This is a genomic window from Hydrobacter penzbergensis (genome assembly GCF_900106985.1).
Classification (GTDB): Bacteria; Bacteroidota; Bacteroidia; order Chitinophagales; family Chitinophagaceae; genus Sediminibacterium; species Sediminibacterium magnilacihabitans.
In genome coordinates this window covers 176,713-199,212 of sequence record NZ_FNNO01000006.1, presented here as the reverse complement: position 1 = coordinate 199,212, position 22,500 = coordinate 176,713, and the positions used below count along the sequence as shown (strand labels likewise).

23 protein-coding genes are annotated in these 22,500 nt (G+C 45.8%); 14 read left to right on the top strand and 9 right to left on the bottom strand.

The window, feature by feature from the left end; genetic code table 11:
* Positions 1-96 precede the first annotated feature (96 nt).
* The gene (locus tag BLU98_RS08735; RefSeq protein WP_092723648.1) at positions 97-3,396 is read left to right on the top strand and encodes a TonB-dependent receptor; all 3,300 of its coding nucleotides are present in this window, start codon (positions 97-99) and stop codon (positions 3,394-3,396) included.
* 202 nt (positions 3,397-3,598) lie between these two features.
* Here BLU98_RS08735 and BLU98_RS08730 read toward each other — a convergent pair whose 3' ends face one another.
* The 4 genes from BLU98_RS08730 to BLU98_RS08715 all read right to left on the bottom strand — a co-directional run bounded on the left by BLU98_RS08730 (position 3,599) and on the right by BLU98_RS08715 (position 7,633).
* A complete protein-coding gene (locus BLU98_RS08730; protein WP_092723647.1) occupies positions 3,599-4,063 on the bottom strand; it encodes a DUF983 domain-containing protein in 465 nt (154 codons plus the stop codon).
* A 31-nt stretch (positions 4,064-4,094) separates the two neighbouring features.
* A complete protein-coding gene (locus BLU98_RS08725; protein ID WP_092723646.1) occupies positions 4,095-5,381 on the bottom strand; it encodes a UDP-N-acetylmuramoyl-tripeptide--D-alanyl-D-alanine ligase in 1,287 nt (428 codons plus the stop codon).
* Positions 5,382-5,402: 21 nt separating this feature from the next.
* Positions 5,403-5,783, bottom strand: coding sequence for a hypothetical protein (locus BLU98_RS08720; RefSeq protein ID WP_257574839.1), 381 nt, complete (start codon positions 5,781-5,783; stop codon positions 5,403-5,405).
* A 284-nt stretch (positions 5,784-6,067) separates the two neighbouring features.
* Positions 6,068-7,633, bottom strand: coding sequence for an SUMF1/EgtB/PvdO family nonheme iron enzyme (locus tag BLU98_RS08715; protein ID WP_092723644.1), 1,566 nt, complete (start codon positions 7,631-7,633; stop codon positions 6,068-6,070).
* Between the two features lie 362 nt (positions 7,634-7,995).
* On the opposite strand from BLU98_RS08715, the gene porU reads away from it, so the two are divergent.
* The 3 genes from porU (at position 7,996) to ispF (ending at position 13,165) form a co-directional block, all read left to right on the top strand.
* Positions 7,996-11,361 (top strand): type IX secretion system sortase PorU, encoded by a 3,366-nt coding sequence (gene porU, locus BLU98_RS08710; protein ID WP_092723643.1) that lies wholly within the window; start codon positions 7,996-7,998, stop codon positions 11,359-11,361.
* 42 nt (positions 11,362-11,403) lie between these two features.
* A complete protein-coding gene (gene porV, locus BLU98_RS08705) occupies positions 11,404-12,546 on the top strand; it encodes a type IX secretion system outer membrane channel protein PorV (protein ID WP_092723642.1) in 1,143 nt (380 codons plus the stop codon).
* Between the two features lie 139 nt (positions 12,547-12,685).
* On the top strand, positions 12,686-13,165 hold the full coding sequence (ispF, locus tag BLU98_RS08700; protein ID WP_092723641.1) for a 2-C-methyl-D-erythritol 2,4-cyclodiphosphate synthase: 480 nt from the start codon (positions 12,686-12,688) through the stop codon (positions 13,163-13,165).
* 120 nt (positions 13,166-13,285) lie between these two features.
* On the opposite strand, the gene BLU98_RS08695 is transcribed toward ispF, so the two are convergent.
* Positions 13,286-13,588 (bottom strand): GIY-YIG nuclease family protein, encoded by a 303-nt coding sequence (locus BLU98_RS08695; protein ID WP_092723640.1) that lies wholly within the window; start codon positions 13,586-13,588, stop codon positions 13,286-13,288.
* A gap of 116 nt (positions 13,589-13,704) precedes the next feature.
* On the opposite strand from BLU98_RS08695, the gene BLU98_RS08690 reads away from it, so the two are divergent.
* The 3 genes from BLU98_RS08690 to BLU98_RS08680 are packed head-to-tail and all read left to right on the top strand — an operon-like array spanning position 13,705 to position 15,820.
* Complete coding sequence (locus tag BLU98_RS08690; RefSeq protein WP_257574838.1) at positions 13,705-14,070, top strand: type II toxin-antitoxin system HigB family toxin; 366 nt, start codon at positions 13,705-13,707, stop codon at positions 14,068-14,070.
* A gap of 11 nt (positions 14,071-14,081) precedes the next feature.
* Complete coding sequence (locus BLU98_RS08685; protein WP_092723639.1) at positions 14,082-14,528, top strand: helix-turn-helix domain-containing protein; 447 nt, start codon at positions 14,082-14,084, stop codon at positions 14,526-14,528.
* Positions 14,529-14,554: 26 nt separating this feature from the next.
* The gene (locus BLU98_RS08680; protein WP_257574837.1) at positions 14,555-15,820 is read left to right on the top strand and encodes a nucleotide sugar dehydrogenase; all 1,266 of its coding nucleotides are present in this window, start codon (positions 14,555-14,557) and stop codon (positions 15,818-15,820) included.
* Between the two features lie 190 nt (positions 15,821-16,010).
* On the opposite strand, the gene BLU98_RS08675 is transcribed toward BLU98_RS08680, so the two are convergent.
* Positions 16,011-16,328 (bottom strand): nucleotidyltransferase domain-containing protein, encoded by a 318-nt coding sequence (locus BLU98_RS08675; protein WP_092723638.1) that lies wholly within the window; start codon positions 16,326-16,328, stop codon positions 16,011-16,013.
* A 246-nt stretch (positions 16,329-16,574) separates the two neighbouring features.
* Between BLU98_RS08675 and BLU98_RS08670 the strand changes: the two genes are divergently transcribed.
* Genes BLU98_RS08670 through BLU98_RS17775 form a run of 3 tightly spaced genes read left to right on the top strand, consistent with a single transcriptional unit; the run spans position 16,575 to position 17,655 of the window.
* Positions 16,575-16,835 (top strand): hypothetical protein, encoded by a 261-nt coding sequence (locus BLU98_RS08670; RefSeq protein WP_092723637.1) that lies wholly within the window; start codon positions 16,575-16,577, stop codon positions 16,833-16,835.
* A gap of 6 nt (positions 16,836-16,841) precedes the next feature.
* A complete protein-coding gene (locus BLU98_RS08665) occupies positions 16,842-17,489 on the top strand; it encodes an ATPase (protein WP_092723636.1) in 648 nt (215 codons plus the stop codon).
* A complete protein-coding gene (locus BLU98_RS17775) occupies positions 17,479-17,655 on the top strand; it encodes a hypothetical protein (RefSeq protein WP_223696265.1) in 177 nt (58 codons plus the stop codon). Before BLU98_RS08665 ends, BLU98_RS17775 begins: the two co-directional genes overlap by 11 nt.
* A 160-nt stretch (positions 17,656-17,815) precedes the next feature.
* Here BLU98_RS17775 and BLU98_RS08660 read toward each other — a convergent pair whose 3' ends face one another.
* The 3 genes from BLU98_RS08660 to BLU98_RS08650 all read right to left on the bottom strand — a co-directional run bounded on the left by BLU98_RS08660 (position 17,816) and on the right by BLU98_RS08650 (position 18,956).
* Positions 17,816-18,211 carry a type II toxin-antitoxin system VapC family toxin gene (locus BLU98_RS08660; RefSeq protein WP_092723635.1) on the bottom strand — a complete coding sequence of 132 codons (396 nt, stop codon included), beginning with the start codon at positions 18,209-18,211 and terminating at the stop codon, positions 17,816-17,818.
* Positions 18,212-18,415 carry a type II toxin-antitoxin system VapB family antitoxin gene (gene vapB, locus BLU98_RS08655; protein WP_092723665.1) on the bottom strand — a complete coding sequence of 68 codons (204 nt, stop codon included), beginning with the start codon at positions 18,413-18,415 and terminating at the stop codon, positions 18,212-18,214.
* Positions 18,416-18,677: 262 nt separating this feature from the next.
* Positions 18,678-18,956, bottom strand: a complete 279-nt coding sequence (locus tag BLU98_RS08650) for a hypothetical protein (protein ID WP_139173871.1) — start codon at positions 18,954-18,956, stop codon at positions 18,678-18,680.
* Positions 18,957-19,025: 69 nt separating this feature from the next.
* Between BLU98_RS08650 and BLU98_RS08645 the strand changes: the two genes are divergently transcribed.
* The 4 genes from BLU98_RS08645 (at position 19,026) to BLU98_RS08630 (ending at position 22,494) form a co-directional block, all read left to right on the top strand.
* Positions 19,026-19,490, top strand: coding sequence for a hypothetical protein (locus BLU98_RS08645; protein WP_092723633.1), 465 nt, complete (start codon positions 19,026-19,028; stop codon positions 19,488-19,490).
* Positions 19,491-19,831: 341 nt separating this feature from the next.
* On the top strand, positions 19,832-20,368 hold the full coding sequence (locus BLU98_RS08640) for an ArsR family transcriptional regulator (protein WP_139173870.1): 537 nt from the start codon (positions 19,832-19,834) through the stop codon (positions 20,366-20,368).
* A gap of 7 nt (positions 20,369-20,375) precedes the next feature.
* Positions 20,376-21,485 (top strand): GDP-mannose 4,6-dehydratase, encoded by a 1,110-nt coding sequence (gene gmd, locus BLU98_RS08635; RefSeq protein WP_092723631.1) that lies wholly within the window; start codon positions 20,376-20,378, stop codon positions 21,483-21,485.
* 76 nt (positions 21,486-21,561) lie between these two features.
* Entirely contained in the window at positions 21,562-22,494 is a 933-nt protein-coding gene (locus BLU98_RS08630; protein WP_092723630.1) for a GDP-L-fucose synthase family protein, read from the top strand.
* Positions 22,495-22,500 lie beyond the last annotated feature (6 nt).

The window sequence follows — 22,500 nt, the reverse complement described above, 5'->3', positions numbered from 1 at the left end:
TTAAGTTAATGTTACCAATATGCACTAACAGCCTTCTGTTAACATTCAGGTAACATTATGGTAACAATTTTGCAGCGAAATTAAAAACACCTTAGTATGTTTAAAAAGCTGCAAGTAGCATTGTCTGTATTGGCAGTTCTGCTTTTTTCAGTCACGCTGCAGGCCCAGGAAACATCGGCTACCCTTAGTGGCCATGTTAAAGAAGCCAAAGGCGCATTCGTTGCCGGAGCCGTGGTAACCGTTAAACACGAGCCCACCGGTTTCGTAACCACCACCCAAACTAACAGTAAAGGCATTTTCACCGTTCCCAACCTTAAAGCGGGCGGTCCTTACACCATCAAAATCTCTTTCATAGGCTTCAAAGAAGAAGTGATGAACGATGTGAACCTGACCCTCGGCAGCAACCCCGACCTGAACGTTAACCTCATCAGCTCTACCAACGCGCTTACAGAAGTAACCGTTACTGCAGCCGGAAGGAAACAAGTACAGGGCGGTGTAACCGTTGGAAGCAGGCTACTGAATACCCTGCCTACATTGGGCAGGAGCTTGTCTGACTTTACCCGTCTGACTCCCGCATCTAATAACAACTCTTTTGCAGGAACCAACTTCCGCTACAACAACCTTACTGTAGACGGCGCCATCAACAATGATGCCATCGGCTTCAGTAACTCTTTTGGTGGCGTGAGTGGTGGTGGCCAGGCTGGTTCTGCCGGCGCCGGTACCCGTACCAACCCTTACAGCCTCGATGTGATCCAGGAAGTACAGGTTCAACTGGCTCCTTACGATGTGAAGCTGGGTAACTTTACCGGTGGTAGCGTAAACGCCGTTACCAAGAGCGGTACCAACGATTTCCACGGATCTGTATACGGTTATGGCCGTAACCAAACCCTTACCGGTAAAAGCGTAGACGGTCTCAAAACCAAGATCGGTTCTGATTTCTACGATTACCAGTACGGTACTACCGTAAGCGGTCCGATCGCTAAAAACAAAGCGTTCTTCATCGTAAACTTCGAACAGACCCGCCGCCAGGAGCCTACTTTCTATAATGCAGGCGATCCCGGAGCTGCCATCACCGTTGCAGAAGCACAGGCCATCCAGGCACAACTGCAGAGCAAAGGATACGATGTAGGTTCTTACGATAAATATAAGATCTTCACCAACAGTGATAAGCTGTTCGCGCGTTTGGACTTCAACCTGAACAACAGGAACAGCCTTACCCTGCGCGCCATCTATACGAATGGATGGGGTAATAACCTCGAGCGCAGCACCACCAACTTCCAGTTCTCTTCTACCGACTTTACACAGCATACCAAGAACATAAACCTGGTAGCCGAACTGAAAAGCAAGCTCAGCAACAACCTGAACAACCAGTTCAATGCCAGCTATATCAACGTACATGAGTACCGCGATTTCCCCGGCGTATTGGCGCCCTTCATGGATATTGGTAGCGGCCGTATCTGGGCTGGTACCTGGAGGGAAGCTTCTATCTATAATATGAAGCAGCAAACTGTTGAACTGAGCGATAACGTTACTTATACTACCGGTGTCAATAAGTTCACTTTCGGTACGCATAATGAGTTCTATAACCTCACTTATGGTTTCATCAACTCATGGAATGGCCGTTGGGAATATAAAGATGTGAAAGGTTTCCAGGCCGATCAGCCTACCCGTATCCGCGGCGCCTTCACTACCGATCCTAAATATCCGAACGACAGGAACGCCCTGTACAACAATCCGCCCAATCCTTTCAAAGTGGCATTGCTGAGCGTGTATGCACAGGATGAGATCACTGCCAGTCCTAAGTTCAAGGTTACTCCGGGTATCCGCGTAGATTATTCAGCTGTGGGTAATCAGCCTACAACCGATCCGGCTTTGAATACGGTTCCTGCTAATAATTCAACTAACCCTACTTATACCAATACGCCGTTCTCTCAGCTGAACAACAAATGGCTGGGTCAGGCTACCATCTCTCCCCGCATTGGTTTCAACTGGGATATCAATGGTAACCAGTCTGTAGTACTGCGTGGCGGTACTGGTATCTTCGTAGGCCGTATGCCTTTTGCATGGCTCGGATATGCTTATACCCTGAATGGTACTGTATACGGCAACATCGATTACAAGCCTGCTTCCGGTACTACTGTTCCCCTGGCTGTTAATCCGCTGTACCTGAAAGACACTGTAAATAAATACGGTGGACCCAGCGCCAGCGCTACCCGCGAGGTGGACATCATCGACAATAACTTCAAACTGCCTACCATCTGGCGTTCAAGCCTGGCTGCTGATTTCAAATTCGGCAACGGTTATAAATTAACACTGGAAGGCATGTACACCAAGACCCTCTATGATGTGAAGTTCCAACAGATCAACATCAAAGACCAGGCGGAATATTACAGCACAGGGCCTACACAGTCACCCGTTTATACCGGTGGTAAACTGTATGGTGGTTATTCCAACGCTTATTTCTTAAGCAATACCACTGAAGGTTACCGTTACAACCTTACTGCACAGTTGAGCAAGACTACCAACAACATCAGGGTAGGTACCCACTTCCTGAACCTGAACTGGAGCGCTGCTTATACTTATGGTGTGAGTAAAGACCTGAGCAACGGTATCCGTAACTCTTTCCAGTCTAACTTCGAAGTGAACCCCGCTATTGTACCCAATAGTCCTCAACTGGCTTACTCTAACTTCGATCTGCGCGATCGTATCGTAGCTACGCTGGGAAGTACCCTGGTATGGAACCAGATGAATGCTACTTCATTGAGCTTCTTCTATGCCGGTCAGTCAGGCAGCCCTTATTCAGTAGTATATGCTTCAGGTGGTAACCCCTTCAACAACGCTGCTAACGCCAACCTGCCTTATATCCCCAAAGACCAGAACGATATCAAACTGATAGACAATGGTTCTTATACTGCTGCTCAGCAGTGGGCCGATCTGAATGCACTGATCTCTGGCGATAAATACCTGAGCACCAGGAGAGGTCAGTATGCAGAAAGGAATGCGTTGCGCACACCCTGGAACCATGAGTTGGATCTGAAACTGATGCACGAATTCAGACTGAGCAAGAAAAACCCCAAGCAGACACTGCAGCTCAGCCTGGATATCTTCAACGTGCTGAACCTGATCAACAACGACTGGGGACATATCACATTCGTTACCAACGTGAACAACTATACGGTGAACCTGCTCACTTTTGCAGCAGATCCGTCTAATACCAATCCTGCTTTGATCACTGCGAAGAACCCGACAGGTATTGTGCCTATTGGTAAGCCTTCAAGTGGTTATAACCCGGCTTTCTATTTCAACAAGCCTACCGGTTTGGATGGTCACTACTATACTGTAGATCCTATCAACTCCCGTTGGCAGGGACAGTTTGGAATCAAGTATAACTTCTAATTGATACTTTAGGAATAAAAAACTTTGCCCTGGGCTTAAGCTCAGGGCAAAGTTTTTTATATTATCTATTATCGTCATCCTGAGCGAGCGAAGCGAGTCGAAGGACCTGCCGAAAGTTCGGGCAGATCCCTCGGCTGCGCTCAGGATGACGATCGAAGTGCGCTCATGATGACGACCTCAAGATGACGGTTAAAAGAGGGTACTACCAGTTATTCATCTGTTCAGGAACAATTCTTTCGGGCGCCTGATGCGGGTGGTTGCGCCAGTGAGGATCGTATTTGACGAACCAGCTCAACCACAAAGTTCTCGATAGGCGCATGATGAGGGGTTGGGCCAGGAAAAGCAGTACGATGGATGTGAACATCCAATAGAAAATCCGGTTATCATCAACGCTGAACGTCATGCCGATCAATACTTTCCAGGCAACAAATGTTGCCACAAGAAATGCAATAGAAAGGGCATAGCTTACATAACCTGTACCATAGTAGAAGCCTACTTCAATTTCGGTGGGTTGTCCGCATACAGGGCAGCGCTCATGCATTTTGGTGTTTTCCTTCAGCTTATAAGCATTATCGGTTTTAAAGATTTTGCCTTCCCTGCAACGCGGGCAGCGGTTGGTGAGCACACTGGTGAGGTACCAACGTTTACTCAAGGGTTCGTCGTTCATAGAGCTTGTTTTTCTGGCTGCAAAATTACGTTTATTCCAGGATTTTTTCCATTTGCATACTCCTCGATCCCTTAATGAGTATGTGTGTGTCTTTGAAGCCCTGGCATTGGTACCATTCTTTTGCAGCTGTTGAGTCAGGCAGAAAGGTGAAGGGCTGGTCAATCTTACCAAAGTCGCCACCTACCAGCACTACCCGGTCCCAGGAATGCGATTGTATGAGTGCAACAATGTTTCGGTGTTCTTCTATGCTTTCCTGCCCCAGTTCCATCATACCGCCCAGCATCAATACTTTTTTAGGAGCATGCAGCCTGGCAAAATTTTCTACAGCTGCTTTCATGCTGCTGGGGTTGGCGTTGTAGGCGTCGAGTATGATGTGGTTGGAATCTTTCTCCACCATTTGCGAGCGGCTGTTCGAAGGGCTGTAGTTTTCTATGGCTGCTGCCATTTTTGCTTCCGGTACACCAAAATAGCGGCCTACTGCCAGAGCGCAGAGTACATTGGGCAGGTTGTATTCGCCTACCAGTTGCGTGCGAACCGATCGTATGTTTAAGCCGGTAGTAATAGCCACTTGCAGGAACGGTTCGCTCGATTGTACATGGCCTTGTACGGCGCCGATCTGTGTACCGTAGGTTTCAATTTGTTCAATGCCTTTGCTCATATCATGCAGGTAATCGTAGTCGGCATAGATAAATGCGGTGCCCTTATGCGCGCGCAGGTAATCGAACAGTTCTCCTTTGCCTTTCTTAACACCTTCTATTCCGCCGAAACCTTCCAGGTGCGCTTTGCCGGCGTTGGTAATGATGCCATGCGTAGGTTCTGCATACTTACAGTACCCTTCAATTTCTTTCTGGTGATTGGCGCCCATTTCAATCACGGCCATTTGTGCATCGTTGCGGATGCTCAGCAACGTAAGCGGCACGCCAATATGGTTGTTCAGGTTGCCCTGGGTAGTATAAGTAATGAAATGAGATGATAACACGGCGTAAACCAGTTCTTTTGTAGTGGTTTTTCCATTGCTGCCGGTAATGGCTATGAAAGGGATATTGAATTGTTCGCGATGGTATTGGGCGAGGGATTGAAGGGTCTCAAGAACGTCATCAACACGAATGAACTGAGCGTTGTTTGAAGGTATATCTTGTACGGGCTCATCTATTACAGCATATGAAGCTCCAAGTTCGAAGGCTTTGGCTGCAAATGCATTGCCATTGAAGTTGGGGCCTTTGAGCGCAAAGAAAATATCGCCCTTTTTGATCTTGCGCGTATCAGTCTGTACAGAAGGATGCTGCAGGTATATTTTATAAAGCTCTTGAATGGTCATGATAGTAAGGTCCCTGCTTGATTAATGGATCACCTGTATATTGGCTAGTTCCCTGCCCACTTGTTGTATCCCTTTTAATATTTTTTCTGTTTGTGCAGAGGATGGTTTTTTGTGCCCCTTTACATATTGGGCCAACAAACTTTGATTCATCCCAATTCGTTCTGACAGGGCTTTAGCATTGATCACTTTGTAAAACTCAAAAAACTGATGTAGATCCAGTGTAATCCTTAGGTTGCTTTCAGTAATTGTTTTTTGCTGATCTTCGAAATAGAGATTCAACGCTTCCAGTATGCCTTTTTTCAGTGTAACAATATCTTTTCCTGTACTGTAAACAGGCAAGTCTTCTGCAAATGCAGAGTACCCGGTTTTGGTGCGTTCCACCAGTATATTTATTTTTTTCATGATCATCTGATTCCGGCGTCTTTTTTAATTTTCAATTCTAAGCCTTTGCCTATCTCATTACTTCCATGATTGGGAACAACGATCTGACGTATCAACTCACTCGCCTTCATGATAAAGGTAATAAATTTATTACTCAGTACAAATTTTTGTTTATGAATCTTATTACACTACAAGATTACATTGGAACACTCCGACGAGAGCGGAGTTGTGTAAAATGCACAACAAAAAAGCCACACTCTTTTATCGAGTATGGCTTTACTGTGTATTAACCCTTTTCCTTTTTACTATCTTTTGTTCCGGCGGGTGGGGAAGAACTGGCCGGTCTGTGATTTAGTGGAGGTTCCTTCGGAAGCGCCGTAATGGCTCATGGCGCAACGGAACCCGATGGAGTTGCTGCTCAGGTCTTCTTCGAGGAAGCGGCGGGCACCCGGACTCAACCAATAAGCCCTGTCGTTCCAGCTACCACCTTTGTATACCCTTGATTTATCGGAGACCAGCGTGGTTACGCCGTATCCATAAGAAACATTACTGGTTGAATCGCCATCGAGGTAGTTCAATGCATAAGAATGCTGGTAGTTGCGGCGGTTCCTCAAAGCTGAATCCGATTCGGGAACCATCTTGATGCGTCCTTTGTCGTCACGCAGGTTACCGGCGCCGCCACTCATATCCACTTTCTTGAACACGTTACCGCGGTACATGTTGAAATCACTACCATCCATTTCTGTCAGCGGCCTGTACACATCGGCTACCCATTCACTCACGTTACCACTCATATTATAGAGTCCGTATCCGTTGGGGATGAAAGAAGTTACTTCAGCAGGGATGGCCGCATTATCGTTCAATCCGCCGGCCACACCCATGTTATCACCATAGCCACGTTTGAAGTTGGCCAGGAAAGCGCCCTGGTAAGCGCTCTTCTGTACATAACGCGCATTATCGTAGCCATTGTTTTTCCAGGAGAAGATCTGTTTGTTGGCAATCAACTCTTCGCCCCGCTTCGATTTCCTCAGTTTTTTCTGCGGGTTTTCCGCTATGTATCCGTAAGCGGCGTATTCCCATTCTGCTTCTGTAGGCAGACGGTAATCGCCATAGAGAATACCATCTTCAAAAACCACTTTGGTCCTGGGACGGCCCTGTGCGTCTCTCAAAGGATTGCTTTTAGAGGCGGCCTGCTTACCGGGCACAGCCTGGTATTCATCCATCAGGTAAGCTTTGGTATTGAAGTTATCTTGTCCGGCGCCGTTCAGCTCTTTCTTGATCTGGCTTTTCTTGTCGAGGAATCCTTTGTTGATCAATGCCAATTCATTCACGCGATCGGTACGCCACATACAATACTCGGTGGCCTGTTTCCAGCTCACGCCTACTACAGGGTAGTAGTTATAAGAGGGGTGACGGAAATAATATTCCACATAAGGCTCATTATAAGCCAGCTCACTGCGCCATACAAGGGTATCGGGTTTGGCCTGGTCTACGATAGAGTCCTGACCGGCGGTTCCAAACACATTCTGCAGCCAGTACAGGTATTCGCGGTAGTGCACGTTGGCCACTTCGGTCTTGTCAATAAAGAATGAGTTCACGGTGATACGGCGGGGGATATTGTTCCAGTCGCCCATCACGTCTTCCTGGGTAGCGCCCATAGAAAAAGTACCGCCCTGGATGAATACCAGTCCGGGTGCGGTCTTGATGTCTTTCGGCTTGGCCACATGAAAATTGCCCTGCTCTTTATCGTTGTAGTTCCATCCGGTAGCGGTGGACTGATCGTGTTTTTTCTTAAAGACATTACAGGAAGCCATAGCGCCTGTAATAGCCAACAGCCAAACTAAATTCCTGGTTGTTTTCAGTAACTGCATTTGCAAAGGATTGAATATAGAATGAATGTGTATGCGAATATAAGTTGTTAATGTTATCAAAAGCCTAATTTTAGATTCGGCAAATTGTTAAAGTGCAGCAAAATAAAGAAGATTTTTTTTATAGGGTGATGGGGGAATGGGGTTTTGGGTGTAGGGATATTACTACTCTTTGCCCTGGGCTTAAGCCCAGGGCAAAGTTTAAGATTCGCTTCGATCGTCATCCTGAGCGAGCGAAGCGAGTCGAAGGACCTGCTTCACGTTCGAGCAGATCCCTCGGCTGCGCTCGGGATGACGATCGAAGAGCGCTCAGGATGACGATCGAAGAGCGCTCAGGATGACGAAGGGTTGGTTATTTTTGATGTATGCGTAAACTGCTTCTTGTATTATTTATTTTTTTCTTATCCCTTCCTTCCCGGGCGCAACGTAGCTATGTACCGCATTCAGTGTTGGCAACAGGTAACTGGGTAAGGATAGGGGTGAAGCAGGAAGGCGTGTACAAGGTAGATGTGGCGATGTTGAACGCGCTGGGGGTAAATACGGCCAACCTGGCATCGGCTTCCATACGGCTCTATGGTAATGGAGGAGGGATGCTGGATGAATCGGTAAACGCACAGAACGACGACGATTTAAAAGAAAACGCCATTGCTATGTTCGATGGAGGCGATGGGGTCTTCAATAACAACGACTATTTTCTTTTTTACGCGCCGGGTACGACGCGATGGGAGAAAGACAGCCTGCAGCAATTATTCCATCACCATAAAAACCTATATGGCGATACTGCGTATTATTACCTGACCGTGGGTGGAACGGGGAAACGGATACAAACGGCTGCCACCGCTGCTGCGCCTACCGTACAGGTGAACAGCTACAATGAACATTATTTTTATGAGAACGACCTGGTGAATCTGCTCAGCAGCGGCAAAGAGTGGTATGGCGAGGAGTTCGGCAGCAATCCGGGTGTGCCTCTTTCGCGCAGTTTCCCGGTGGATTTCTCTGGTGTGCTTACGGGAACACCTGTTACGCTGATCAGCCGGTTTGCGGGCAGAACGGTGAATGGCAGCAGCAGTTTTCAACTGACTGTAAACGGTCAGCCCGCGCAAAGCGCTACCATCGCCCCGGTATCGGGTTATTTCCTCGATCATTATGCTACGGCTGTTATCCGGCAAAATACTTTTACTGCCAATTCGGGGAGCCTTACTATCGGGTGCAGCTTTCAGCCCTTCAACAGCAATGCGCAAGGCTGGGTCGACTGGTTTGAATTGCATGGAAGAAAATCATTGGTGGTTGGCAGCAATACCCCCTTGTTCTTCCGCGATTGGTTGTCGGTAGGCAGCCAGTCGGTAGCAGCTTTTACTATTATCAATAATGGCTCCGGTGCATTGACGGTTTGGGATATCACCAATGCGCACAATCCCGTTCAAATGAATACCAGCGCCGTTGGTTTGCAGGTGGCTTTCAATAATGACGCATCGCGACTGCGTGAATATGTGGCTTTTGGCAGTGCAGGCTGGCTCACACCCATCCCACTGGGTAAGCTGGCCAACCAAGACCTGCATCAATCATCCGCGGCCGATTATATCATCATCACCCATCCTGCTTTTTTACAACAGGCCCAACGGCTGGCGCAGTTTCATCAACAACGCGAAGGATTGCGTACGGTAGTAGTGCAGATAGATCAGTTATTTAATGAGTTCAGCGGCGGCATGGCCGACCCTACCGCCATCCGTGATTTTGTAAAAATGTTTGCAAATCCCCGCTATCTTTTATTGATGGGCGCGGGCTCTTTCGATTACCGCAACCGCATCTTCAATAATATCAACCTGGTACCTTGTTACGAGAGCGCCAGCTCGCTCGACCCTTTGCTTACTTATACTTCGGATGATTTTTTTGGATTGTTGACCGATAGCATTTCATTGAATGTAGCCGTAGGCAGGATACCCGCGCGCACGGTTGATGAAGCCACTATCATGGTTGATAAGATCATCCGGTATCATGCCAAAGAAAGTCTCGGTAACTGGCGCACACAAACAACCTATGTGGCCGATGACAAAGACAATAACCTGCACCTCAACGATGCCGAAACCTTAACTGCCGATGCATCTGCCGCCAACCGGTTGTTCAACCAGCGGAAGATCTATCTCGATGCTTATCCGCTGGTGAGCAGCAGCAGCGGCGCGCGTTATCCTGCCGTGAATGATGCCATCGTTAACCGCATTGGCAATGGTACCTTGTTGTTTAACTACAGCGGACATGGCAGTTTTGAACGGTTGTCAGAAGCGGCGGTGCTGGGGATGGATGAAGTGAACCGTTTCAATAACCCCAACAAGCTGCCGCTATTCATTACAGCGAGCTGCGATTTTGCGCCACACGATGACCCGCAGAAAAATTCATTGGGCGCTGCGGTGTTAACGGGCAGTTCCAATGGCGCCATTGCGTTGTTAACTACCACGCGGCTGGTCTTTGCCTACAGCAACCGGCTCATCAACGATAATTACCTGAAAACTGTGTTGCAGCCTGCGGTCAATGGCAACCGGCTCAGCCTGGGCGAATCGGTGCGCCGGGCCAAGAACCTTACCGTGCAAGGCTTTGGCGATGTGGTCAATACCCGCAAGTTTGCGCTGCTGGGCGATCCGGCCATGTACCTGGCCATCCCCACACTTCAACTGAAACTCACAACGCTCAATGGCAATCCGCTCACCGGTAACGATACCCTGAAAACACTGCATGCCTACCAGTTCGGCGGTGTGGTTACCGATGCCAATGGAGCGCCGGTGAATGATTTCAACGGAACGGTATATCCCACGGTGTACGATAAACCGCAGACCGTGAAAACACTGGGTAACGATCCGGCCAGTCCGGTTACCGGTTTTCAACAACAGACACAGGTATTGTATAAAGGCAGCGCTACGGTTACGAACGGACAATTCCAGTTTTCTTTTGTGATGCCGAAAGATATCAGCTTCAACCAGCAAGGCAATGGTCGCATCAGTTTGTATGCCGAGGATGGGGTGAGGGATGGCGCGGGGATTGATGAGATCCCTCACTTCGTTCGGGATGACGCGCAACTGGGGAATGTTGCGGGGCCAACGATCCGGTTGTATCTCAACGATACTTTGTTTCTCAACGGCGGATTGACCAATGAAAATCCTTTGCTCATTGCGCGGATATTCGATACATCGGGCATCAACACATCGGGTAATGGTATTGGTCATGATATCATTGCGGTGGTCGACGGCAATGAAAATAATACCCTGGTGTTGAACGATTTTTATACGGCCGATAAAGACAATTACCAACGCGGGTCTTTGCAGTACCAGTTATCAGGCCTTACGCCGGGCCGCCATACGATCCGCTTGCGGGCCTGGAATGTGGCCAACCAATCGGCTACTGCCAGCCTGGACTTTATGGTAGTTAAGCGGGAGAAACTTAGTATCACCCATTTAATGAATTATCCCAACCCGTTTTCGGGACATACCAATTTTTCTTTCGAACACAACCAACCCGGGGCAGCATTTTCAGTGATGGTTGGTATCTACACGTCTAACGGACAGCTGGTACGCCAGTTGCAATCGATTGTGCAATCGGCGGGATCACGTAATGCGCAAATAAGTTGGGATGGTGCCGATGCGAGTGGCAGGAAATTAGAAAAAGGTATTTATATTTACCGGGTTATCATTGCCTTAGGTGGTGAGCGCTATGCAGGTGCGGGGCAGATGATCTTATTTTAAATGGTCTGCTTGATGAGATGAAATCTACTTAAAAATCCCTACATGAAGTATTTCCCCAAATTTGGGCTATCTGCTTTATTGGCATTGTTCACGATTTCAGGTATGGCTCAAACGGCAGAGTCCGTTAACATTGTTTCTACCGCCGTTCCCTTTCTCCGTATTTCTCCCGATGCACGTGCCGGTGGTATGGGTGATGCCGGTATTGCATCAACACCCGATGCCAATGCACCTTTCTGGAACCTGGCCAAAGTGCTGGCAGCGCCCAAACGGTCAGCGATCGCATTTAACTATACTCCCTGGCTCAAAGACCTGGGGTTGAACGATGTGTACCTGGCCAATATGGCTGCTTATCATAAACTGGATGATGAGCAGGCCATTTCTACTTCTATGCGCTTTTTCAGCCTGGGTAATATACAGCTCACCGATTATTCCGGTAACCCTTTGTTCAATACCAAGCCAACAGAATTTTCCATCGATGCCGGTTATTCGCGTAAAATCAGCAGCAAGCTGAACATCGGTGTAGCGTTGCGTTATATCAACTCGCGACTGGTAGTGGGCGATTACAACGGTGTTTCGTACAAGGCGGGTAATGCCCTGGCGGGAGATGTTTCTTTGTTTTATAACGGGCTGAACAGTTCGGGGGAAGGATGGAACTGGGGTGTTACGCTCTCTAACCTGGGCAGTAAAATTTCTTATACCAATGATGCGCGTAACAAAGATTATATCCCTGCCAATTTAGGAATTGGCGGAGCCTATACCAAGGTTTTTGATGAAAGCAATAAGCTCAACATAGCGCTTGATATCAACAAGCTGCTGGTGCCGGCTGCTCCACAGGCTACGGGCAACCCTTCTGCAGATTCAGCGAGACTGGCCGATTTCCGCAGTTCGGGTGTGGTGTCGAGCTGGATGAAATCTTTCCACGATGGTACCAATCAACTCAGTTCGCTGCAATTTTCTTTGGGCGCTGAATACAGTTATAACGACCAGTTCTTCCTGCGGGCAGGTTATTTCTATGAAGATAAATCGCGCGGCAACCGCAAATACATTACGCTGGGTGCCGGCTTCCACTACGATTTTGTGCAGATCAATTTCTCTTATCTTGCGCCGCAGGGTAGTGGTATTACGCGCAACCCGCTTTCCAACACATTGAGGTTGGGGTTGGTGTTTAACATTGGTAAAGAATAAAAATATTTCCGTCGTCCTGAGGTCGTCATCCTGAGCGAGCGAAGCGAGTCGAAGGACCTGCCCCACATTCAGGCAGATCCCTCGGCTACGCTCGGGATGACGATCGAAGGTGCTCAGGATGACGAACAAAAAAAGAGATATGAATATCAGAATAGGTTACGGTATCGATTTCCATCAATTAGTAGAAGGGCGTGATTTATTCATCGGCGGGGTAAAAATCCCGCATGATAAAGGTGCGTTGGGGCATAGCGATGCAGATGTGTTATTGCATGCGATCTGTGATGCGTTGTTGGGGGCTTTGAGTTTAGGGGATATTGGCGTACATTTTCCTGATACTGCTGCTGAGTTCAAAAATATCGACAGTAAAATATTACTGGCTAAAACTTATGCGCTTATTTGCGCTGAGGGTTATAAAGTAGTGAATATCGATGCTTCGCTTTGTCTCGAGGCGCCAAAGATCAAACCTTATGTGCCGCAAATGCAGGAAGTGATTGCTTCTATTTTAGCCATCACTGTTAAGGATGTTTCTGTTAAAGCTACTACAACAGAGAAGATGGGGTTTGTGGGCCGGAAAGAGGGTCTTGTGGCGCATGCGGTGTGTTTATTATCGTCATCCTGAGCGAGCGAAGCGAGTCGAAGGGGTAGCCGAGGGGTCTGCTCGAACGTTCAAGCAGGTCCTTCGACTCGCTTCGCTCGCTCAGGATGACGATCAAATAGTGCTCAGGATGACGTTCTTCGCTCACCAATACTTAACTTCTTTCTCCCACAAGTCTTCCCAGCCCGGATTCATTGATGCTATCAACCATTCTTTCTTTGAACGTTTCCATTTTTTTAACTGTTTTTCGCGTGCGATGGCTTCTTCAATGTCTATGAACCATTCATAGTAGATCAGGTAGGTGAGATTGTATTTGCTACAGAAACTGTTTTTGTTTTCTTGATTTCTGTGCTCCTGGATACGACGAATTAAATCGGCTGTTATGCCGATGTAAAGTGTTGTTTTATTTTTATTAGTAAGGATGTAAACACTGCCGCCACGTTGCATTTTTTCTTTTGAAGGTAGGAGAATGAGGAAAGAGTTTGATTGGGTATTTATACGTCATTTCCATCCACATCATCTTCCTATTTTGCAATCTGCTGCAAATAAAAAAAGTTCACAAAATGAGAACTTTTAGAAAAAAACTTATCTTTGCTATGAGGATTCATCTGATAAGAAGAGAAACAATAGAAGCGTTTACACAACAAAATGCTCAAAGCAGCGCTGCGTTTGATGCATGGTGCAATAAACTAAAATGCGCCGATTGGGAAATACCGGCAAATATGCAAGCTACTTTTCCAAGTGCGGATTTGCTTGGAAATGGTTCAAGCAGGATTGTATTTGATATTGCCGGCAACAAGTACAGGATGATTGGAAAATATGCTTTTGGAGATAAACAGGTGCATTTGTTTATTTGTTGGATAGGTACGCATGCTGAATATGATAAACTTTGTAATGCAGGTGAACAATACAATGTAAGTGACTATTAAAACATAACAACATGGAAGCGCTTAAATATAAAGTGATTACCAGTAAAAATCAGTACAAAGAATACTGCAACGTATTAGAGCAACTCGTCTTTTCAGGTTTGAAAGACCGCAATACGAAAGATGAAATAGCATTGCTGACCTTGCTGATTGAAAAATGGGATGCTACGCATTATCCCCTGACTGAAATAGATCCGGTTCAATTGCTTCATGCGCTTATGAAGGACCATCAATTGAAGGCCAAAGACCTGGCTGATATCCTGGAAGTCAGTAAAGGTTATATCTCTGACATTCTTCATTATAAAAAAGGATTTTCTAAGGAAGTTATCAGGAAGCTGGCTGACCATTTTAAAGTTTCCCAGGAAGCTTTTAATCGTCCATATAAGCTGATTGTTCCAGAGAATGTTCATTTCCGAAATGCAAGTGTGATGAATACCAGGAAAAAAATGATTGTTGCTTAATTTCGGCCCCTAATAAAATTGCCTTTATGTCCGTTCCCGAATCGATGATTTCCCGTTACCAGATTGCTGTTGTAGGATTGGGTTATGTAGGATTGCCGCTTGCGGTAGCTTTTGGTAGGCATTACCGGGTAATGGGGTTCGATATCCGGGAGGATCGGGTAAAGGAATTGGGTCAGGGAGTCGATAAAACGAGGGAGCTAACACCGGAAGATATACAGGCAGCCGCGCATATCCGTTTTTCCAGCCAACTGCAGGCAATTGCAGATTGCAATGTGTTCATCATTACTGTGCCTACGCCGCTCGATGCGCATAAACGCCCCGATCTCAGTTACCTGCTGAAAGCCTCTGAAATGGTGGGCAGCATGCTGAAGAAAGGCGATATCGTAATTTATGAATCTACTGTATATCCGGGCTGCACCGAGGAAGACTGTGTGCCGGTGCTGGAGCGCACCAGCGGACTTCAATACAATACAGATTTCTTTTGTGGTTATTCCCCCGAGCGCATCAACCCCGGCGACCGGGTACACACCGTTACTACGATTAAAAAAGTTACGTCGGGCTCCACGCCGGCTGTTGCCGCCGAGATAGATGCTTTGTATGCGAGCATTATTACTGCGGGCACACACTTGGCGCCCAGCATCAAAGTAGCCGAAGCTGCCAAAGCAATAGAAAATGCGCAGCGTGATGTGAATATTTCTTTCATGAATGAGCTGGCTTTTATTTTCGACCGTATGGACATTGATACTTATGATGTGCTGGCAGCGGCAAAGACCAAGTGGAATTTTTTGCCTTTCCGTCCGGGCCTGGTGGGCGGTCATTGCATTGGCGTAGACCCGCATTACCTGGCGCATAAGGCGCAGGTGTTGGGTTATCAGTCCAAAGTGATCTTGTCAGGCCGGGAAGTGAATGACCAGATGGGTGTGTTCGTGGCAGAAAAACTGATCGCTTTACTCGCAGCCAAAAAGCAAGGTCGTTTGCCCGGTTGCCGGGTATTAATATTGGGTATTACTTTCAAAGAAAATTGTTCCGATACGCGTAATACCAAAGTGGTGGATATTTATCAAACGCTTGTAACGGCCGGTCTTTCTGTAGCGGTGTATGACCCCTGGGTTGGTCAAATGGAAGGAATCAACATGTTGGATGAACTAACTTGCGATTACGATGCAGTAATACTGGCGGTGGCTCATCAACAGTTCAGAGAGATAGATTTTTCACGCTTCAAGCAGCAAGGCACGCTGATCTTCGACGCACAAGGGTTTATTGAAAGAGACCTGGTAGACGGGAGATTATAAATTAGTAAAGGGCTTGCCCATCGTAGCTTCAGCGAAGGTGGGTGGATGGTAGGTTATAAGCTATGCTTTTTGATCAGGTAGCTTAATTTTATTTTTCTCCAATCCAATTTTGCAGGGATTTTATCCTTGAGCATGCCACTGATTGATTTTATAGCTGACATCTTTCCTTTGTTGTTTTGAGATGCGGAGCTCATATTTCCCGGGCATCTTTATAGGCATAATAGACAATATGTCCAATGAGGTTCTTTTTTTCCTGAACCTCACGATTGCTTTGCAGGATTACATCAAAAGGGGCATTGAGGGTTTGAATCAATGCTTTTCTGATCTTACTCTCCCAATTCATTTTTATGCGTGGGGCGAGTGTGCCGTTGGTGACAATCAGGAGATCATAATCGCTTTGGTCATTGAACGTATTTCTGGCTCTGGAGCCAAACAATAAAATTCGCGCATCCGGCAAAAAGGAATGGACGGTCGATTTGATGATATCGTAGGTTTGTCGCGTTGACATATACAAATATTCTGTTTTCAAAAGCAAAAAGCTCACCCACCTTCGCTGAAGCTACGGTGGGCAAGCTTGCCGGAGGGAAACTTACCGACAGATCGATGGTCTGCGGGGTTTCAGTTTCCATGGGTAAGTGATTGCTCTCTTTGATCTCGAGTCGTTTTTAGTAGGAACGGCGTTAGGCATATAACGTAGCTTTGCTTTGTATAGTTGCTACTTTATTAGTTAAAATGTCGTAACTTTATAGCTGTTATGGATGAAGTTTTGAACATAGAAGAAAGGCAGCATAAAGTCAATAAAGCTGTAAGGGAATTGCGGCGTAATAAGCTGGCGCATGGCCAATCTTTTATGATTAATTCAAAAAACCTTCCCCAGGGGCAATGCTATATTGAATATCCTGACGGTCATATTTCCCTTGCCACACTTAATCATACCAAACGCGATTTTACAATAGTCAGGGAGCTTTCCGCAATGGAAGTTTCAAATCTCAGGAATCAATTCGAATTATATTGATTCATTATGCCCGAACTATATATCATTACTGGCTCCAATGGAGCCGGAAAATCAAGCCTTGGCGCCAATTATCTGCCGGATCATATTGTTGATACCTGCGAGGTTTTTGATGGGGATAAGCTATTTATGGATAAGCAGCGAGAGCTATGGCGAGATGGCATCAGAGCCCATAAAGAAATGCGCCGAATAGCGTATGAATTTGTGTCATCAACATTTGATGCGCTTGTTGATGAAGCTGTTCATGCAAGAGCTGATTTTGCTTACGAAGGGCATTTTACCAATGAGTCAACATGGGATATTCCAAGGAGATTTAAGTCGGAAGGATATGCTATTCATTTAATTTATCTTGGATTAAATAATACAGATCTTTCAGAGTTGCGTGTTACCGACAGAGTGAAATTTGGTGGTCATTATGTAAATCCAATCACGGTTGCTGATAATTTTTATGGTAATCTTGAAAAGCTGAATGAACACTTTGCTATGTTCGATTCTGTTCAGGTTATTGATACTTCCGGAATTGAACATCAGCACGTGGCTAGCTTTTTATTGGGGTTGCCTGTTTTGCAAAAGAAAACAACCATTCTTCCTGATTGGTTTAAAAAATACCTTCCGAGTATGAACAAACTAATTCAAGAATTTTTTTATGAACGCTAAGAAGAAACATACTCCGGCAGAATTAGCAGAAGCATTGGTGTTTCCAGTTGCTCTTACACCGGCACAAAAAAAAGAAGCTGCGAAACAATTAGCTACTGCGCGTAAAAAGACCCGGAAGGAAATGACAGAACGTAATAGATTGGCTTTGCAGCTTCTCAAGTTTTAAATTTGAATGATCGAAATTAGAATCGGATAGGCATATGGGTTATTGTTAAAAGCCAATCCTGAAAATATCGATTATGATATGTACCGCTCGGCATGCGTCAAGGAGTTCGAAATTATTTTAGAACAAAGCGGTAAGCTGCACTGTTGACTTAAGCCATTAATCAGCAAAACAATGATTTTAAGGAATAAAGACAAAGTGTATCGAAATGCTCATCCCTGGTAAGAATGGTTAAGTCTTCTGTTATGCCTTGTGCAATTATAATCCGGTCAAATGGATCCCGATGCAGCATGTCAAGATTTAATACCTGGGAAATGTGGTCAAAAGAAATTGCCAGTACTTCCAGGTCGTTATCAGCCAGATAAACAGCAAATCTTTCGAAAGGAAATTTTATTGAAAGCTTACCAAGTTTAATTTTTATAGCAATTTCCCAAAGTGAGGCAATACTAACGAAACAATTATTCTCAATGTTTCTGATTCGTGAACTTATTTTCTTAGGCAATTGCGGGTCATCCTGAAGAAACCACAACAAGGTATGTGTATCCAGTAAATATTGCATTTACATATAGTCTTTGAAATCTTCTAATGGTTCATCAAAGTCTGCTGACATTTTTATTAATCCTTTAGCAGCTCCTGGCTGGCGCTCTTTAAGTTTGATCTTTGATTTTGTCTTTTGTTTAAGAAATTCAACAAAATCAGATACTTCCTTTTTGAGGTCGGTGGGAAGAGAGGATATTTGTGTATATAATTGAATGTCAGTCATAGTTTTTAGTATTGTGTCGTACAAATATAGCAAAAGTAAACCGGCTGGTATACAGTAGAAATACCTCATTTTGAAGCCTTGTCATTTTGTAGTGAACGTATTGCTACCTACTCGTTCCGTTTTTATTGATGAAGCTAGGAGATATGGTGCCTGAGTGTGAAGCAGGTCCTTCGACTCGCTGCGCTCGCTCAGGATGACGCAAAAAAAAGAGGCTGCCCCTTTTGAGACAGCCCCTTCTCATTACCAGCAACTCATCTACCATTCAGCGGCTACAAGCTTCAGACAAAAGCAGCTGGCTGTCTTTGTCAAACAGTTGGTCCATCAGGTATACGGCCACTTTCTGCGTTAGCTGCACCAGCGAATCCAGCGAAACTTTCTTTGTTTTCCTGTAGGCATGCATCAGCCAGTGTGCAGACAGCTTTTCCGTTTCTTTCAGCATTTCTTCCTGCTCTTCGTTGCTTAAGTGTTGGTGGGCGTTGTTGTCTGTCACGAACCTGATGAGCATACGATTAACAGTAGAGAGGGTGTGGTTTTTTTCCATAAGGCATTAATTTAGGCGATATGAACATAATGATATTAATTTATATTTACAAAAATCAAACGTTTTATTATGCTTTTCAGGTATTGGTTGCTATTCACCGGTATCCTGGCTATTATGACCATAGCGGCCAGGATCATGTACCGGGTAATGCGCTATGGTATGCACAAGCTGGTGCCCGAGGCCCTGCCGGCTTACCTCGATGAGCGGGGTGTTATGCAGGTGTACCTGTTATTGATTGAATGGTTTATACTGGTTTTGCTTAACAGGATGAGGCGTTTCATCATCACGAGCGCTTTTACCGGCCTGCCCATGCCCCTGCGCAATAGGGTGCACTGGCTGGCAGTGTATGCTACCGCCATTTGGTTGCTCGCGATGGGCCATCTTTCCGGCACGCTTTGGGGGGAATACGGCGTTTTCCGGTGGGATGCGATCTCGCATCTGCTCATGATCACCACGGGTATGGGGGTTATGATGGGGATTGTGCTGCCTTTCTGTAATCTCCGGTATTGGGATTATATTTTCCGGAAGAAATAGTTATTTGGCGGCGTCCGCGCACTATTTTTTTCCGTCCGCCAACTATTTGGTGGCGTCCGCACACTATTTTTTTCCACCGGATAGTTATCTGGCGGGGTCCGGTATGTTTTTTCAGTCATCAATCGATCCGTTGAGACCGATAAAAATGTTTTTCGTTCTCAAATAATGTTGAATGGATAGAAGAATGATTAAACTATATAGGACAAATAATAAAATATTCAGGATTTCTTAATATTAGATTTCCGAAAATGCTTTACTTTAGCTACTCAATTTTGTATCACCTGCCTCCCTAATCCTTGGGGGTGAGGGTGGCGAAGCCGTTTTATCACCTACGTTTCACCTTGTTAGACCAGCTTTTCACCGGTAAAATCCGTATCCGTTTGCTCACCAAGCTGCTGCTCAACCCGGCGGCCAAAGTGTATTTGCGTGGGCTGGAGCGCGAGCTTGATGTGAGCAGCAATACCGTGCGGCTGGAGCTGGCCAAGTTATCTGAGATGCACCTGATTGAAGCAGATAATAATGATGCACAAACCAAGGTGAAGCATTATTCGGTAAATACTGATCACCCATTGTATACTTCGCTGCGCTCCATCATTTTGCAGCATGTGGGGCTCGACCAGATACTCGAGAAAGTGGTAAACAAGCTGGGGAGTCTCCGAAAAGTGTATCTTACCGGTGGCCTGGCCGAGGGTAAGAATTCCAATGTGATAGACCTGGTACTGGTGGGCGATGTAGATAAAACCTATTTACACCAATTGATCGACCGGGTGGAGCCCATGATCGGTAAGAAGATAAGGGTGGCTGTTTTTGCAGAGAGCGAATTCGGGGAAGAGCAGTTGAAAGACCTGGGTATAGTGATCAATTTAATTGAAACATAGCAGTTTGATGAAAAAAGCATTGATTACAGGTATTACCGGGCAGGATGGAGCATATTTAACAGGACTGCTATTGCAAAAAGGGTATGAGGTACATGGCATCAAGCGGAGAAGCTCACTTTTCAATACGGAAAGAATTGATCCATTTTATGAAGATCCGCATGTACCGCATAAGCATTTGATCCTGCATTATGGCGATCTTACAGATTCAACGAACCTGATCCGTATCATCCAGGAAGTTCAACCAGATGAGATCTATAACCTGGGGGCCATGAGCCATGTGCAGGTGAGCTTCGAAACGCCTGAATATACGGCTAATGCCGATGGCATAGGCACTTTGCGCATATTGGAAGCGGTTCGTTTGTTAGGGCTTATTTCTAAAACCAAGGTATACCAAGCCTCTACTTCAGAGTTATATGGTTTGGTGCAGGCTGTTCCTCAAAATGAGACCACGCCTTTTTATCCACGGTCTCCTTATGCGATTGCCAAACTATACGCCTATTGGATTACGGTAAATTACCGGGAAGCGTATGGCATGTTCGCCTGTAATGGAATTCTGTTCAATCATGAATCCCCATTACGCGGCGAAACTTTTGTAACCCGTAAAATTACCCGCGCGGTTGCCAAAATAGCATTGGGTTTACAGGATACTTTATATCTCGGCAATTTAGATGCTCAACGCGATTGGGGGCATGCTAAAGACTATGTAGAGGGTATGTGGCGCATATTGCAGCAGGAGCAGCCGGAAGATTTTGTGCTGGCAACAGGTATCACCACCCGCATCCGTGATTTTGTAGGCATGGCATTTGCAGAAGTAGGTGTGGAACTTTCATTCGAAGGAAAAGCAGAGCATGAAATAGCCAAAGTAACCGCCTGTAAAGGCAAATACAAAATACCGGTGGGCCAAATTGTAGTAAAAGTAGACCCCCGTTATTACCGCCCTACAGAAGTAGATCTTTTAATAGGTGATGCTTCAAAAGCAAAAGAAAAACTGGGCTGGCAACCCCAATATACATTGGCGGCAATGGTTCAGGAAATGGTAGCCAGCGATATCAAACTGTTCGAAAAAGACCAGCTATTAAAGAATAGTGGCTTTGATATTAAAAACGAATTCGAATAATTAATTGACCGTCTGAATAGACCGTCATCTCGAGCGAGCGTAGCGAGTCGAGAGACCTCACAAAGTCTTCAACCAAGTGCAAAAAAATGCCAAAATATATGTAGCTGGCCACCGCGGAATGGTAGGCAGCGCCATTGTAAGAAAATTGGAAGCTGAAGGTTATGATAATCTTTTATTGCGAACTTCCAAGGAACTGGACTTACGCAACCAGCAGGCAGTAAATGATTTTTTTGCCAAAGAAAAACCTAATTACGTTTTCCTGGCCGCTGCTAAAGTAGGGGGCATTGCGGCCAATAATACTTACCGCGCCGAATTCATTTATGAGAACCTTATGATCGAAAGCAATGTGATCCATGCGGCGTATGTGAACAAAGTTACCAAACTACTGTTCCTGGGTTCTTCCTGCATTTATCCAAAACTTGCTCCTCAGCCTTTAAAAGAAGACTCCCTATTATCGGGCTATTTAGAGCCAACCAATCAACCTTATGCCATTGCCAAAATAGCGGGTATTGAATTGTGCGATGCTTACCGGGCGCAATATGGATGTAATTTCATTTCAGCCATGCCCACCAACCTGTACGGCCCGAACGACAATTACGATCTTGAAAAATCTCATGTGTTACCTGCCTTATTGCGTAAATTCATCACTGCAAAAAAAAATAATGATCCCCAGGTGGTTTTATGGGGTACCGGCAGCCCCAGGCGCGAGTTTTTATATGTAGATGACCTGGCCGATGCCTGCCTTTTTTTAATGGAACAGTACAACGAAGCAGGGTTGGTGAATATTGGTATTGGAAACGATCTAACCATTAAGGACCTGGCAGAACTGGTTAAAAAAACCACAGGATACCAGGGAAGCATTGTTTGGGATACTGCTAAACCCGACGGTACACCGCGGAAATTGATGGATGTAGGTAAGTTAAAACAACTGGGTTGGGAAGCAAAAATCACATTAGCAAACGGTATTACGAAAGTATATGAACAGGTAAAAGATTTCGATTGGAAATGATAAGTG